The following is a 13,566-nucleotide window of genomic DNA, read 5'->3' as shown; positions in this document are numbered from 1 at the left end:
TCATGTTATTTTCTGCCAAGCGTTCGGGACTTGGCCCGTCTCTAGTAACGGCTGCAACGATTTGCATACCGACCGTCTAGTCGTCATACGATCGGGCATGTATTGACTTGCAGTAGCGACGATAGCTGTCGATTATGGGGGCCACCAGACCGTTCGCAGCGAGTAGTTCGACGATACCGGTCGGACGCGTATGTCACGATACGTGTCTCAACCAGTCGTATCGGTTCACCGGTTGCTGCTCTAGTGCTGGAACAGCGATCCGTTGTCCGGCACAGCCTTTAAAGAGAGCAATAGAACAGGGGAACGGCTACCCGTTCGTCGTTCCCAATCCCGACAGATGCAACTCGATCAGCCGACTCAGGAGACCGCCTGGAGCGGGACGGTCCCCAGCGCACTCGACGCTCGCGTACTCGGCCTCGTCGTCGTGACGGCGGGGCTCGCAGCGTCGGTGAACGTCCCCTACGGCGGCATCCCGTTCGCAGCTGTCGCGTTCGTCCTTCTCGCAGGCACCGGTGTCGTCGTGCACGTCCTCGGCGAACGAAAACTGCGACGGATCACCGACGGCCTCGTCGAACGCTGGGCCGACGCCGGCGGCGAGATCGAAACCGTCACGAAATCCGCTACCGGCATGCGAACCGAGTGGACCGTTCACACCTCCGACGGCACCATCACGATCGGCGGTATCGCACTCGTCCCGCTCTCTCGCCTCTCGATTGAATGGCAGGGCGTCGGCGATACGATGGACGCCAGCGAGGCGGCGGCGAACATGGACCAACTCGCAGCCAGCCTCTACGAGGAAATCTTCGAAATCGGCTCGCCATCCCGGCGCGCGTAGCCGCCGTCCGCTCCCCGCTCGTCTCACCGGACCGTTTCTCCCACCGCACACCGCGAACCACACCCAGTCAGTTGGTATCAGTTTCTCGTGAACTCGTCTTTAATAGTTGTACGGAATACCGTGTCCTATGGCAACTGAGTACACACCTACCGAGCTGATGGATCGAGATTCCCGAGCGAACCGCTACTATCGGAACGCGGTCGAACGCCACTGGGACCCCGGCGAAATCGAACTCGAGGAAGACGTCGACAATCTCCTCGCATACGTCGACGCTGCAGACGAGTTCACTCGGGCGGACTGGGAGCGAACGCTAAACGGCATCGCGAAGTTCGGGGCGGGCGAGGACGCCGTCACGGAGGATCTCGCGCCGCTTGCAACGGTACTCGACGACCTCGACGAACAGCTGTTTCTGACGACGCAGTTGTACGAGGAGGCCAAACACGCCGACTTCTTCGACCGCTACTGGCGCGAGGTCCTCTGGACCGTCGAAGACGAACTCGGCTGGGACCGGTCGAATCCCCGCGCGGACAAGTGGTTCAACGACCCCTACGTCGAACTGTTCGACCGCAACCGGGCGGCCCAGTACCGGCTACTCGAGGACGACACGCCCGAAAACCGTGCGAAGGCGTACTGTCACTACCACCTCACCGTCGAGGGGATTCTCGCCCAGACGGGCTACTACGGGATGCAAACGTCCTACGGCGGCGAGTTCGACGCGCTGCCGCACCTTCCGGGACTGGTCAAAGGATTCAGCAAGATCCGTAGCGACGAGGGCCGACACGTCGGCTTCGGGATGAACCAGCTCAAGAAACTCATCGCCGACGGCGTCGACCCGTCGCTCATCCAGGAGACGGTCGACGAACTCGTGCCGCTCGTCCAGGGGATCACCGAGGACGAGCGGTTCCAGCCCGACGACGAGAGCGAGCAGATGGGTCTCGAAAACGGAAGGCTGGCCGCCTACGCACTCGAGAAGCACACGGATCGAATGCAACAGATCACGGACGCCGCAGCCGACATTCCGGCCGTCGACGAACTCGTTCAGCTAGAAGACGACTAGGGGCTCGAAGCGGCCACGGCCGTCCGATGACGGCCCGCGACGAATCGCTCTCGTCGGTGACTTGAACGACCGACACCCCGAGAACCCCCAGACGACTGCCGTCGCGGACACTATAGTCCCAGCGGTCGTCGCTCCACCATGCTCGTCCTCGGTGACGCCCACGCGTCCGACCCGGCCCGCCGCGAGATCCTGCTCGAATGCTATCGGACCGTCAACCCCGACCGCGTCCTGCAGGTCGGCGACCTCGAACACTACGACCTGCCGGCACCGACCTGGTTCGTCGCCGGCAACAACGAGGACTTCGACGTGATCGAGGCGCTCCGGACCGAAAATCGACCGGCTGAGACGACCAACGTCAACCTCCTCGCGAGTTCAGCCGCGGCGCTCGAGGGTCGCCGTGTCGCCGGCCTTTCGGGCAACTACGCGCCGACGAAGTACGACTGTTCACGGGCTGAACTCGAGGACGACCGCCGCCGTCACTTCACCCACGAAGATATCGAACGGGCTGCCGACCTGTCGGATATCGACGTGCTGCTCACTCACGAGGCCCCGACTGGCCTGCTGTACTACGGCTACGATCCGGGCTGTGAGCACGTGACCGACCTGCTCGAGGCGCTCTCGCCGACCCTCTGTCTAGTCGGCCACCACCATACTCACCGCGAAGCCGAAATTGCGGGCACCAGGGTCGTGAGTCTCGCACCCGCCTGGGAACGCTACTACACGCTCGATCCGGCGACGCTCGAACTCACCGCCCACGACCACGAGTTCGGCTCCGGTGAACTCGGTCCCGACGAGTGACTGGTTGTGTATTCGAGATCGGCGAGAACTACCAAAATAGAATAATAGACAATACTCAGACAATACTCGAATAGCGATTAGGAATATAAACTCCGAATCCAATTTAGAGGGGCTCGTATGCCCACATACTCCGCTTCGCAATAGTGGGCTGATATTCGTCGAAACAGAATGCAGATACACCAATGAGGGCTTTCTGGACCTAAAACGGCGAATATTCTGATTTCCGGAAGGAAGACGATAGAAGAGGCATACCAGTAAGATATATGGGGTATTTAAGTACACCCCTGACTCAAAACACATCAAATTTGGTGTACTCATTGATCGTGAAACGTTCATCGTGGTCTCGATATCGATACCCTTGCGTCGGACGGGACCCGGTTCCGCCGTCGCTGCCCACCATGTTGCTACCACTATCGCCACCAGTCCCGATACCGATCAGTCGCCGAGGAGAAACGACCGCTCGCCAGGACACTTAAGGGGCCGCTCGAAGAGGGATACGATATGTATCGCGTCTTACTGTCGGTCAACCGGAACGAACGACGAACGGACCAGGCGATTTCGATTGTTCGCTCGCTCCCCGGCGATCCATCGGACATCGAGGTCGTCGCCCTGAACGTCTTCGAGAAATTCGACGTGACCGGCGTCAGCGGCCGCGTCAATTCGGAAAACCTCTACGACGAAACGGCCTTCCCACAGCACGCCGAGACCGCACTCGCTGAACTCGAAGAGGAGGGAATGTCGGTCGAAATGCGGCGAGAACACGGCGATCCGGCCGAGACGATCCTCGAGGTCGCCTCGGAGATCGACGCCGACAGTATCGTGCTGTGCGGCCGCGAGCGGAGTCCGACCGGGAAGGTACTGTTCGGCAGCGTCACACAGTCGGTCCTGCTTTCGGCGGATCGACCCGTCATCACCCAGATGCAGACCGAAGACTGAGTCCTCAGCGGCTCCGCACCCGCAGTTTCTGACGGCAGACGAGCGTCCGGTGTTCGGATTCCCCGCCGCCGTCAGCGAACGACTGGGGCATCGACGGTGCCAATCGATTCTACTGTGGCGCTGACGTGGTCGCCGGGCGAGATCGGCTCCGCGCCGGGCGTCCCCGTGCTGATCAGATCGCCCGGTTCGAGCGTCATCACGTCGCTGTGGAACGAGACGAGTTCAGCCGGCGGGAACAGCATGTTTCGGATCTCGTTTTCGGCTGCAACCTCGTCGTTGACGATGGTGCGGACTGTCAGTTCCTCGAGTGCGAGCGGTTCCTCGGGGACGGCGATCGCCGGGCCGACGACGAGGAACGAGTCGAAGCTCTTGGCGCGGGTGAGAAATCGCGGGTTGCGCCGGAGGATGTCCTCCGCGGTCATGTCGATGACCGGGAGGTAGCCCGCGATTACGTCCTCGACCGTGTCCTCGTCGACGGCTCGACACCCGCGGCCGATGAGCACGGCGAGTTCGGCTTCGGCGGTGACGCCGTCCGTCCGCTCGACCGGCGGCAGTTTGATCGGGCCGCCGGGGCCGGTAAGCGCGCTTTCTGGTTTCATGAAACTCGCCGGTTCGTCGGGTCGCTGTTCGTCCAGGTCGCCGGCGTGGTCGGCGTAGTTGAGGCCGATCCCCCAGAGTTTGCCGAACTCGTCGAGCGGCGGGCCGAACTGGATGTGCGCCGGGTCGATTCGCGCGGTCGGAACGGTATCGAGGGCGGGCAGCGTGCCGTCGGCGGCGCGCGCCAGGGCGTCCCTGACGATCGCCAGTTCGGGCGTCGCCGACGCCAGTGGTACGTAGCCGGCGTCGTCGCCGAGAAGCGGCGTCCCGTCGGTGGTGCGTGCGAGGTACTTCATTGGTGGTGGGTATGAGTATGAAGACGTGGTATCGCGGCAGGCCGTCAGTCGTCCCGATCCGTCCAGAAGTCGAACGAGCGCCCGGGCGCGAACACGTCCAGCCCGACCGCGAGTTCGTCGCCGGTGTTCTCGACGCGGTGGGACTCCCAGGCGTCGAGCCAGGCGGAGTCGTACCGTTCGAGCGTGATTTCGTCGTCCTCGGTCGCGACCGTCAACTCGCCCTCGAGACAGAGGCAGACCTGCTCGTTCTCGTGGTCGTGCATCGGCGAGCTGTGGCCCGGCGGCTTTTCGAACCACTCGAAGGAGAACGCGTCGCTGCCGGCCATCGAGACCCGCCGCCAGCCCTCATCGGGCTCGTAGGTCTCGGCCTCGTCGAACGGGACCGGCTTCATAGGTTCGCTCCGGTCGACCCCCCGTCGATGAGGACGCTCTCGCCGTTGATGTAGCCCGACAGCGGCGAAGAGAGGAACGCGACGGTGTTGCCCAGTTCCATCGGATCGCCGACGCGCTCGAGCGGGTTACTCGCCCAGTCGTCGAGCCCCGCTTCGTAGGAGTCGTACTCGCCGCGGTCGACGGCCTGATTGACGAGTTCTTCGATGCGCTCGGTCTCGTGGGGCCCGGGAAGCACCGCGTTCGTCCGCACGTCGGGCGCGAACTCCTGCGAGAGGGTCTTCTCCAGGCCGATGACGCTCATCCGAACCGAGTTCGACAGGACGAGGCTGTCGATCGCCTCCTTGACGCTCCGGGAGGTGATATTGACGATGGTCCCCGCGTCGCTCTCGCGCAGGTGCGGTTCCGCCTCGCGCGCGAGGCGAACGACGCTCATGACGAGCAGGTCGTAGGCCTGGTACCAGTCCTCGTCGTCGGTGTCGAGGAACGGACCGGACGGCGGGCCGCCGGCGCTCGTCACGAGGTGGTCGACGCCGCCGAACTCGTCGACGGTCGTCTCGACCAGCGCTTCGATGTCGTCCTCGTCGGTCAGATCGCCCTGCTGGGTGACGACCTCGCCGGTCGCGTCCGCTTCGATGTCGGCTTTCGCGTCCGCGAGTCGGTCCGCGTCGCGGCCGTTGATGACGACGTTTGCGCCCTCCCGGGCGAGCGCCCGCGCAGACGCCTTTCCGAGGCCGCTCGAGGAGGCCGTCACCAGCGCCGTGTTGCCGTCGATCTGTAGGTCCATATCGTCCGTAAAGCCAAAGGAGAGCACGAAAAAGGTTGCCGTTGCGGAAATCCCAACGGCGGACGAGATGCCGTCGGCGACCGCCGGATTCCGGACTGCGGAATTATCCGGAGACTGAACGTATCGGGATTTTCAACGTCTAGCGACCGACTTTTCCACAGTATGTGCGGTTTTCGTTCGCTTGGCACCGACCATGGATTACACATGTACATCTGTAATGTGACAGGGTAGTTCGACGGCCGGAACGCCTCGCCCGCTTCTTGAATTCCGGCCCGTAGAAGCGTTCCGGAACGCTGTCTGCGGTCGCGGGTCCGGATAACTGCTGCACCAGGCGCGCTGCCGACGGATCTTTCCTGCCGGGGTGAATTGGCAACAGTATGCCTCGGTAGCGGTGAATTCCACAGAGCGGAACTACTAAGTAGCGGTCCGACCGACAGTCACTATGGCGGACCGGAACGACAACGACGCGATCCAGACCACGAACACCAGTTTCGAAATCATTCACGCGCTGCAGGAGCTCGGTCCCGCCCGCCTCTCCGAAATTGCGGATCGACTCGGACTGGCAGAAAGCACGACACACAGGCACTTGCAGACGCTTTCGGACCTGCGATACGTCTCTCGCGACGGCGACCGCTACCAGATCGGCCTGCGCTTTGCGCGGTTGGGCCGGGCCGCCCAGACGCGCGATCCGGCCTACGAGATGGCCAAGCCCCACGTCCAGGAACTCGCCGAGGAGACCGGCGAACGCGCCCAGTTCGTCGTCGAAGACCACGGGCTCGGTATCTACCTGCACGTCGAAACCGGTAGCCGGGCCGTCCGCGTTGGCTTCGGCGTCGGCCGACAGATCCACCTCCACTCCTCCTCCGCCGGCAAGGCGATCCTCGCACACTCCCCCCGCGAGCGCGTCGACGACATCCTCGATCAGTGGGGCCTACCTGCCCACGCGACGAACACGATCACCGACCGCGACGCGCTCTACGACGAACTCGAGACCGTTCGCGAGCGCGGCGTCGCGTTCAATCGCGAGGAACACGTCGACGGCCTCAACGGCACCGCGGTCCCGGTCAAACGCGACGGCCGGGCCGTCGGCGCACTCGCCGTCGCCGGCCCCTCACACCGCCTCACCGGCGAGTGGTTCGAAGACGAGGTCCCGAGCATGATGCTCGCCGCCGCGAACGAACTCGAACTGAACGTGACCTACGCCTCGGACGCGAGTTCAACTGACCACATTGTAGAGTAGCCTGTCAAGCCTCGAACGTCGCGGTGCCGTCCTCGAACCGCAACCGTTCCCGTTCGAGCACGGTAACGTTGTCATCGCTCTCGAGTGCAGCGGCGAGCGTCTCGGAGACGCGGAACTCGGCGAGGTCGGTCGTGTTCTCGATCCAGACGATACGGGCGGTGGCGGGATCGTAGCCGCCGAGGGCGGGCAGCGCGATTCGAAGCGCGAGTTCGTCGTCCGGCGCGACGGGCGGGAGTTTCGCCTTGGCGAGCGAGCCGCTGGTCAAGGCGTTCGCGTACACTTTCTGAAGGTCGAGTTGCTCGATCGCTCGCCGGCGCGTGATGTCCGCGAGGCCGATGCCGTTGCCGTTGCCCTTCGTCTCCTCGGTAAGTCCGCGCGCGTAGATGAGATCGATCGAGGGCTCGTCGGGATCGGGCGCGTTGATGACGCGATACCGGCCGATCACGTTCGTGTCCATGCCCGCGCCGGAGATCTCCTTCCCGAGTTCGTCGACGACGAGGAGGTCGATGTCGTCGACTGGAAGCGTCGCCATCTCTGCGGTCGCCCGCTCGAGCAGTTCGGGTTCGCGCGTTTCGAGTTCGGACGCCGGAATCGCCTCGATGTGACCGAGTTCCTCGCGGAAGTTTTCGACGAGCGCGAGGCCGCCGAGCAGCGGGGTGGCGTTACGGATGGCGGCGGTTAGCGCCTCGATGGTGGGGACGTAGCCTTCCGCGAGTGCCGTCGAGTGAAACGCCTGCGCGCCTCGCTGTTTTCCGAGGCCGACGGCGAGCATCTTGCAGCATCCGCTTTCGATCCGACCGGTGAAGTTCGTGTGCGGTTTGATCCGGTTGATCACCAGCACCGCGTCCGCCTCGAGTGCGGCGGCGGAGAAGTAGACCGGTGTGGCCGTGTCGCCGACGGCGACCTCGTCGACCTGCTCGACGGCCATCGTGGCTTCGACGGGAGCACCGACGCGCTCCTCGCTGATCCCGAGCGCGGCGAGGATTTCGCGCTGGCCCTCGGGCGTCGCGCCGCCGTGGCTCCCCATCGCGGGGATAATTATCGGCTCGAATCCCCGCTCGTCGAGCATGGTAACCGTCTCGGCGGCGATGTCCGCGATCCGGTGAATCCCTCTACTGCCGAGGCCGACCGCCACGGTTGCGCCCGGTTCGAGTTCGTCGAGCGGGAGTCGCCCCAGTTCGTCGCGGACCGTTTCGAGCGGTGCGTCGAGCGTCTCGGTGGCCGGGTCGTAGCGAACGCGTGCGAACGACGGGAGCGGCTGCGGGTCGAGCAGGTCCTGGAGGTCGCGCCGATCGGGGAACTCCATAGCGGCTTGTCTCGATCCTGGCATATATACTATCGGCTACATGCTGGGTTTCGCGTCGTGAAACGGGATCGGTGCCGGGAGGGTTGAATCTGAACCGTAACCACAGGCGACACTTGCCGGATGGTGGATGGTTTTTGGTACCGTTTGACGTGCACCGACTGTGGAGATCACAGCAATCGAGAGCGTTCCGGTAGAGATCCCGCTGGCGGAGCCGGTATCCTTCTCGAATCGGACGCTGACCGCCCGCGACCACGCGATCACGTTCGTTCGCACCGCGGACGGCCGCGAGGGCGTCGGCTACTCGCTCGGGTACGAGGGCGCGCACCTGATCTCGCGGGCGGTGGAGTCGCTCCTCGAGCCGATGCTCGTCGGCGAGGACCCCCGGGACACCGAACGGCTGTGGCGAGAGATGTACGACGGGACCGTGCAGATCGGCCGCTCCGGACTCCTCCTGCGGGCGATTTCGACCGTCGACATCGCGCTGTGGGACCTGAAAGCGAAGATCGCCGAGCAGCCGCTGTACAAACTCCTCGGCGGCCACGCCGACGCGGTCCCCGCCTACGCCAGCGGCGGCTACTACCGCGACGACAAGGGTCACGAGGGGCTGCGCGAGGAGATGCGCCGCTACGTCGACGAGGGCCACGACGTCGTCAAGATGAAGGTCGGTCGGCGGTCCCCCGAAGCGGAAGCCGACCGCGTCGCGGCCGTCCGCGAGGAGATCGGCGACAAGCGGACCCTGTTGCTCGACGCCAACGGGGCCTGGTCGAGCGCGACGGAAGCCGTCCGCAACTGTCGCGCGTTCGAACCCTACGACCCGTACTTCATCGAAGAACCGGTCATGATCGACAGCACCGAGGCGATGACCGCGGTCAACGACGCGATCTCGTACCCGGTCGCGACGGGTGAACTCGAGGGTCCACGCTACGACTTCGAGCGCCTGTACAGCGACGGCGCGGCGACCATCCTCCAGCCGGACGCGACGGTCTGTGGCGGCATCACGGAGTGGCTCAAGATCGCCCACTACGCGGCGGCGCTCGACGTGCCGATCGCGCCTCACTACAACTGGAACCTCCACGCCTCGCTGGTCGGCTCGATCGAGAACGCCCTCTGGGTGGAGTACTTCTACCGCGACATGGACGTGAAGGTCTTCGACGACATCGTCGAAGCGCCGCTGCGCCCGGACGACGACGGCACGATTTCCCTGCCGGACGAGCCGGGACACGGCATCCGATTGGACGAGAATGCGATCGAGCGGTTCCGATACGAGCGATGAGACGAACGCGCCCGCCCGAAAGCACCGACACCGCGCGGAGAACACAGCTGACCGAATCGACACCCGACCTTCCCGGCGAACCGAACTCCGCCCCGTCGCCGACCGACTTACAGACACCATGAAAGACTTCTCCAACCAGATCGCGAACCGAGCCGACAGCCGCACCGTCGAAATCACCGCCATCGACACCTGCGTCGTCGAGGGCAACTTCGAGTGGAACCTCGTCAAGATCGAAACCGACGCCGGCGTCACCGGCATCGGCGAAGCCTACCGCGGCGGCGGCGTCCCCGAACTCGTCGAGTACACCGAACGCTTCCTGCTCGGCGAGAACCCGCTCGATGTCCAGCGTCTCTACAGGCGAATCATCCAGGAGATGTCCGGCCACGGCGGCACGACCGGCAAGGTCGTCACCGCCGCCTCCGGCATCGAACTCGCCCTCTGGGACGCCGCCGGGAAGCTCCTCGACCTGCCGGTTTACCAGTTGCTCGGCAGCAAACTCCGCGACGAGGTCCGCATCTACTGCGACTGCCACGCCGGCGAGGCCTACGCCGTCGAGGACGGCTCCACCGACTACGCGGACGCCGAGGCCTACTCGCCCCAGGCGTACGCGAACGAGGCCCGCCGCGTCGTCGACATGGGCTTTAGCGCCCTCAAGTTCGACCTCGACCTCGAGCGGGACAACGATCCGGACCCGTTCAACGGGCGACTCACGAACGGCGCGATCGAGGAGAAACGCGAGATCGTCGCGGCCGTCCGCGAGGCAATCGGCGACGATGTCGACCTCGCGTTCGACTGCCACTGGGACTACTCCGTCGAGAGCGCGAAACGCCTCGCATACGAACTCGAGCCCTACGATCTCATGTGGCTCGAAGACCTCGTCCCGCCCGAGAACATGGACGCCCAGAAAGAAGTCACGACGGCCACCCGCACGCCGGTCGCCACCGGCGAGAACCGATTTCGCGTCCACGAACTCTCGGGCCTGCTCTACGACCACGGCGTCGACATCGTCACGCCCGATCCGACGACCGTCGGCGGCCTCGGCGAAACGATGCGCATCGCCGACCGCGCCGAAGAAAACTACATCCCGATCTCGCCGCACAACGTCTGTAGCCCGATCGGGACGATGGCCTGCGTCCACCTCGGCGCGGTGATCCCCAACTTCGACGTCCTCGAGTTCCACGCGCTCGAGGTCGACTGGTGGGACGACCTGATCGAGCGCGACCAACCGCTGATTCGGGACGGCTCCATCGAGGTCCCGGAGACGCCGGGCCTCGGCGTTGAACTCGACGACGCGGTCGTCGAGGAGCACTTGCTCGACGGGACGACCGGCTTCTAGGGCGTCGACCGCACGGATGTCGACGAGTTCAGCTTTGAAACGACAAAACAAGTGGATTTAACACGGTAGTCAGTGTGTATCACGCATGGCTTCGGACGAGACGATCGGAACGCGGGTGGTAGAGACGCTCGGCCGTGTCCACGAGCGCTACGACGAGACGGCGGCGGGTATCCGGACGTACGTCCCCGCCGCCGTCACCGCCATCGAGGTTGTCCTCGCCCTGGCGCTGTTCGCGATGCTGGCCCTCTGGTTCGTCCGCTATCTCGGCTGACGGCGCTGCAAGGATCGTCCTCGGGCGAGGCGAGGGAGAACGGAGTTCTCATTACGGGAGCGAACGGTATTCGAGACATGACATCCGACCCGCTGTCGACGCCGGCCGGGACGCCGACGGAGAACGCCCCGCTCGAGGGCGTTCGCGTCCTCGACTGTACGCAGATGCTATCGGGACCCTTCGCGACGCAGATGCTCGCAGATCTTGGCGCGAACGTCGTCAAGATCGAACGGCCCGACCGGGGCGACATCACGCGAAGCGTCGGCCCCGAAATCGGCGAGTCCGGTCTCACCGCCTACTTCACGTCACTCAATCGAGGCAAGCGAAGCGTCGAATTGAACCTGGCCTCCGAGGAGGGCGCTGCCGCCCTCGAACGCCTCGCCGAAACGGCCGACGTGCTCGTCGAGAACTACCGCCCCGGCACGATGGCAAAGTGGGGCCTCGGCTACGACGACCTCCGCGAGGTCACCGACGAACTCGTCTACTGCTCTATCTCCGGCTTCCTCGAGGGACCCTACCGCGACATGCCCGCCTTCGACATGGTCGTCCAGGCCCTCGGCGGCAGCATGAGTATCACCGGCCAGGCGGACGGCCCGCCGGCCCGCCCCGGCATTCCGATCGGCGACATCTGCGCCGGCATGTACGCCGTCATCGGCATCACGACCGCACTCTACAACGACGAGAGCCAGTACATCGACGTTCCCATGTTCGAAGGGCTCGTCTCCTGGCTCACCGAGCGGGCGGGGCGCACGTTCGTCACCGAGGAACCGTACCCGCGACAGGGTACCGTCCACCCCTCGCTGGCACCCTACCGCACCGTCGAAACCGCGGACGGCTGGTTCGCCATCGCCATCGGCAGCGACGACACCTGGACCGCGTTCTGTGAGGCCATCGACCGCCCCGAACTCGCGACCGACGACCGCTACGTGGCCAACAACGACCGCGTCGAGCATCGCGAATCGCTAACAGCTGAACTCGAACCGATCTTCGATCAGCGAACGAACGACGAGTGGTTCGAACTGTTCCGCGAGCGCGGCCTGCCGGGAGCGCCGGTTCAGGACACCGTCGAGGTCTTCGAGGACGAACATCTCCAGGAGAGCGGAACGCTCGACGAGCTGACGATCGACGGCGTCGACCTTCCGTTCCCGACCTGTCCGATCGAGTTCACCGGCAAGACGACGCGATCGGGCCACGAACCGCCACAGCTCGGCGAGCACACGGAACCGGTGCTCTCGGCCGTGCTGTCCGACGAGGCGCTTGCGAGCGTCCTCGGGCGATAGCGCCGCTTGCTGACCGAGCTCGGTTCTCCTTTCAAGGGGACGATATCTCTCACCAAAGAATATATACGATATCCAGTCGATGGTAGACCCACTATGGTTATTGGTAACATCAGCCGCCGGAACGTCCTACAGACAGGTGCAGCGATCGGTGCGCTCGGTGCGGCGGGCTGTTTGGGCGGCGGGGGCGGGGACACCGTTCGGATGGGCGCGTCCGCCGGCGGGACGTGGGACGTCGGACTGGCGTTCGAACAGGCCGTCTCCGACCACGGCGAGGACGTGGCGTACTCGACGATCGAGAGTCCGGGCTACGTCGGGACGACGAACCGGATGAGCGACGGCCAGGTCGACGGCGGTATCGTCGACACGAACACGATGTCCAAAGCGATGAACGGCGAGGACATGTTCGCGGACAGTTCGGTCGAAACGCTCCCCTGGCAGGGGTTTCTCGCCTTTCCCTACAGCATCTACGTCGTCGCCCGTTCCGACACCGACATCGAAACGTTCGACGACCTCGCGGGTGCCACCGTCTACCCGGCCGAGCCCGGCTACTCGACCCGCGCGACGACGCTCGACGTCTGGCAGATGCCCCAGGTCGCGGACGTCTACGAGGAGATGGACATCGTCGACATGGGCGTCGACGACGCCCCCGGAGCCATGGAGGAGGGAACGATCGACGCCGCGATCGCCTACGGCACCCCCGGCGTCGGCAACACCGGCTTCGTCGTCGAGTACGACAGCCGGACCGACGTTCGATACGTCGAACACACGGACGAACTCGTCGAGGCGATCCAGGAGTACTCCGGTGCCGGGTTTTCGGAGTACGACGACGTCGTCGAAGACTTCCAGTGGCAACAGGACATCGGTGCCGACGGGATCGTCTCCTGGGACCTCGAAGTGACGTTTACGTTTCACCCCGAGACGTCCACGGATCAGGTCTACGAACTCACGCGGATCGCACACGAACACGGAGACGCCGTTCGCGACGCCGAACCGCGGTTCACCCCGGAATCGCTCGACGAGCTCACGTCGGCGGCGATCGACGATTACCCGTGGCATCCCGGTGCGGCGGAGTACTACCAGGACCAGGACGCCTGGAACGACGACTGGCTCGTCGGCGATCCCGACGACGCCGGCTCTTACAACTGACGACGGGCGGCCAACCTG

Annotated in this window: 14 protein-coding genes; 10 read left to right on the top strand and 4 right to left on the bottom strand. The window is 64.5% G+C overall.

The features are described 5' to 3' along the window. Positions 1 to 337: 337 nt before the first annotated feature. From C480_RS12010 to C480_RS11995, 4 genes are all read left to right on the top strand, one after another. Positions 338 to 835, top strand: coding sequence for a hypothetical protein (locus tag C480_RS12010; protein ID WP_006665883.1), 498 nt, complete (start codon positions 338 to 340; stop codon positions 833 to 835). 127 nt (positions 836 to 962) lie between these two features. After that, positions 963 to 1,892, top strand: coding sequence for a ferritin family protein (locus tag C480_RS12005; protein WP_049903626.1), 930 nt, complete (start codon positions 963 to 965; stop codon positions 1,890 to 1,892). Positions 1,893 to 2,030: 138 nt separating this feature from the next. Then, a complete protein-coding gene (locus C480_RS12000) occupies positions 2,031 to 2,690 on the top strand; it encodes a metallophosphoesterase family protein (protein WP_006665881.1) in 660 nt (219 codons plus the stop codon). Positions 2,691 to 3,191: 501 nt separating this feature from the next. Further along, positions 3,192 to 3,626 (top strand): universal stress protein, encoded by a 435-nt coding sequence (locus C480_RS11995; protein ID WP_006665880.1) that lies wholly within the window; start codon positions 3,192 to 3,194, stop codon positions 3,624 to 3,626. Positions 3,627 to 3,697: 71 nt separating this feature from the next. On the opposite strand, the gene C480_RS11990 is transcribed toward C480_RS11995, so the two are convergent. Genes C480_RS11990 through C480_RS11980 form a run of 3 tightly spaced genes read right to left on the bottom strand, consistent with a single transcriptional unit; the run spans position 3,698 to position 5,696 of the window. Beyond that, positions 3,698 to 4,519, bottom strand: coding sequence for a fumarylacetoacetate hydrolase family protein (locus C480_RS11990; RefSeq protein WP_006665879.1), 822 nt, complete (start codon positions 4,517 to 4,519; stop codon positions 3,698 to 3,700). A 44-nt stretch (positions 4,520 to 4,563) separates the two neighbouring features. Then, a complete protein-coding gene (locus C480_RS11985) occupies positions 4,564 to 4,911 on the bottom strand; it encodes a cupin domain-containing protein (RefSeq protein ID WP_006665878.1) in 348 nt (115 codons plus the stop codon). Beyond that, the gene (locus C480_RS11980) at positions 4,908 to 5,696 is read right to left on the bottom strand and encodes an SDR family oxidoreductase (protein ID WP_006665877.1); all 789 of its coding nucleotides are present in this window, start codon (positions 5,694 to 5,696) and stop codon (positions 4,908 to 4,910) included. Before C480_RS11980 ends, C480_RS11985 begins: the two co-directional genes overlap by 4 nt. Before the next feature lie 442 nt (positions 5,697 to 6,138). Here C480_RS11980 and C480_RS11975 point away from each other — a divergent pair, with 442 nt between their 5' ends. Continuing rightward, positions 6,139 to 6,936, top strand: coding sequence for an IclR family transcriptional regulator (locus tag C480_RS11975; protein ID WP_006665876.1), 798 nt, complete (start codon positions 6,139 to 6,141; stop codon positions 6,934 to 6,936). Between the two features lie 4 nt (positions 6,937 to 6,940). Here the strand turns inward: C480_RS11975 and C480_RS11970 are convergent, their stop codons facing one another. Further along, positions 6,941 to 8,242: a nickel pincer cofactor-dependent isomerase, group 22 gene (locus C480_RS11970; RefSeq protein ID WP_006665875.1), complete on the bottom strand. Its 1,302-nt coding sequence runs from the start codon at positions 8,240 to 8,242 to the stop codon at positions 6,941 to 6,943. Between the two features lie 160 nt (positions 8,243 to 8,402). Between C480_RS11970 and C480_RS11965 the strand changes: the two genes are divergently transcribed. The 5 genes from C480_RS11965 to C480_RS11945 all read left to right on the top strand — a co-directional run bounded on the left by C480_RS11965 (position 8,403) and on the right by C480_RS11945 (position 13,548). Beyond that, positions 8,403 to 9,515: a mandelate racemase/muconate lactonizing enzyme family protein gene (locus C480_RS11965; protein WP_006665874.1), complete on the top strand. Its 1,113-nt coding sequence runs from the start codon at positions 8,403 to 8,405 to the stop codon at positions 9,513 to 9,515. 118 nt (positions 9,516 to 9,633) lie between these two features. Then, entirely contained in the window at positions 9,634 to 10,851 is a 1,218-nt protein-coding gene (locus C480_RS11960; protein WP_049903696.1) for an enolase C-terminal domain-like protein, read from the top strand. A gap of 85 nt (positions 10,852 to 10,936) precedes the next feature. Then, positions 10,937 to 11,122: a hypothetical protein gene (locus C480_RS11955; RefSeq protein ID WP_006108117.1), complete on the top strand. Its 186-nt coding sequence runs from the start codon at positions 10,937 to 10,939 to the stop codon at positions 11,120 to 11,122. 77 nt (positions 11,123 to 11,199) lie between these two features. After that, positions 11,200 to 12,402, top strand: a complete 1,203-nt coding sequence (locus C480_RS11950; protein ID WP_006665872.1) for a CaiB/BaiF CoA transferase family protein — start codon at positions 11,200 to 11,202, stop codon at positions 12,400 to 12,402. Positions 12,403 to 12,495: 93 nt separating this feature from the next. Then, positions 12,496 to 13,548 (top strand): TAXI family TRAP transporter solute-binding subunit, encoded by a 1,053-nt coding sequence (locus C480_RS11945; protein WP_006665871.1) that lies wholly within the window; start codon positions 12,496 to 12,498, stop codon positions 13,546 to 13,548. Positions 13,549 to 13,566 lie beyond the last annotated feature (18 nt).

The sequence above is a fragment of the Natrialba aegyptia DSM 13077 genome, assembly GCF_000337535.1.
GTDB lineage: Archaea > Halobacteriota > Halobacteria > Halobacteriales > Natrialbaceae > Natrialba > Natrialba aegyptia.
Note: the sequence above shows the minus strand (reverse complement) of the source record. Positions and strands in the feature narration are given on the sequence as shown.

Excerpts from the sequence above, each read along its gene's own strand:
- C480_RS11990 (WP_006665879.1), bottom strand. The coding sequence starts at position 4,519 with ATGAAGTACCTCGCACGCACCACCGACGGGACGCCGCTTCTCGGCGAC.
- C480_RS11980 (WP_006665877.1), bottom strand. The coding sequence starts at position 5,696 with ATGGACCTACAGATCGACGGCAACACGGCGCTGGTGACGGCCTCCTCG.
- C480_RS11960 (WP_049903696.1), top strand. The coding sequence starts at position 9,634 with ATGAAAGACTTCTCCAACCAGATCGCGAACCGAGCCGACAGCCGCACC.
- C480_RS12005 (WP_049903626.1), top strand. The coding sequence starts at position 963 with ATGGCAACTGAGTACACACCTACCGAGCTGATGGATCGAGATTCCCGA.
- C480_RS12010 (WP_006665883.1), top strand. The coding sequence starts at position 338 with ATGCAACTCGATCAGCCGACTCAGGAGACCGCCTGGAGCGGGACGGTC.
- C480_RS11970 (WP_006665875.1), bottom strand. The coding sequence starts at position 8,242 with ATGGAGTTCCCCGATCGGCGCGACCTCCAGGACCTGCTCGACCCGCAG.
- C480_RS11975 (WP_006665876.1), top strand. The coding sequence starts at position 6,139 with ATGGCGGACCGGAACGACAACGACGCGATCCAGACCACGAACACCAGT.
- C480_RS11985 (WP_006665878.1), bottom strand. The coding sequence starts at position 4,911 with ATGAAGCCGGTCCCGTTCGACGAGGCCGAGACCTACGAGCCCGATGAG.
- C480_RS12000 (WP_006665881.1), top strand. The coding sequence starts at position 2,031 with ATGCTCGTCCTCGGTGACGCCCACGCGTCCGACCCGGCCCGCCGCGAG.
- C480_RS11945 (WP_006665871.1), top strand. The coding sequence starts at position 12,496 with ATGGTTATTGGTAACATCAGCCGCCGGAACGTCCTACAGACAGGTGCA.
- C480_RS11995 (WP_006665880.1), top strand. The coding sequence starts at position 3,192 with ATGTATCGCGTCTTACTGTCGGTCAACCGGAACGAACGACGAACGGAC.
- C480_RS11950 (WP_006665872.1), top strand. The coding sequence starts at position 11,200 with ATGACATCCGACCCGCTGTCGACGCCGGCCGGGACGCCGACGGAGAAC.
- C480_RS11955 (WP_006108117.1), top strand. The coding sequence starts at position 10,937 with ATGGCTTCGGACGAGACGATCGGAACGCGGGTGGTAGAGACGCTCGGC.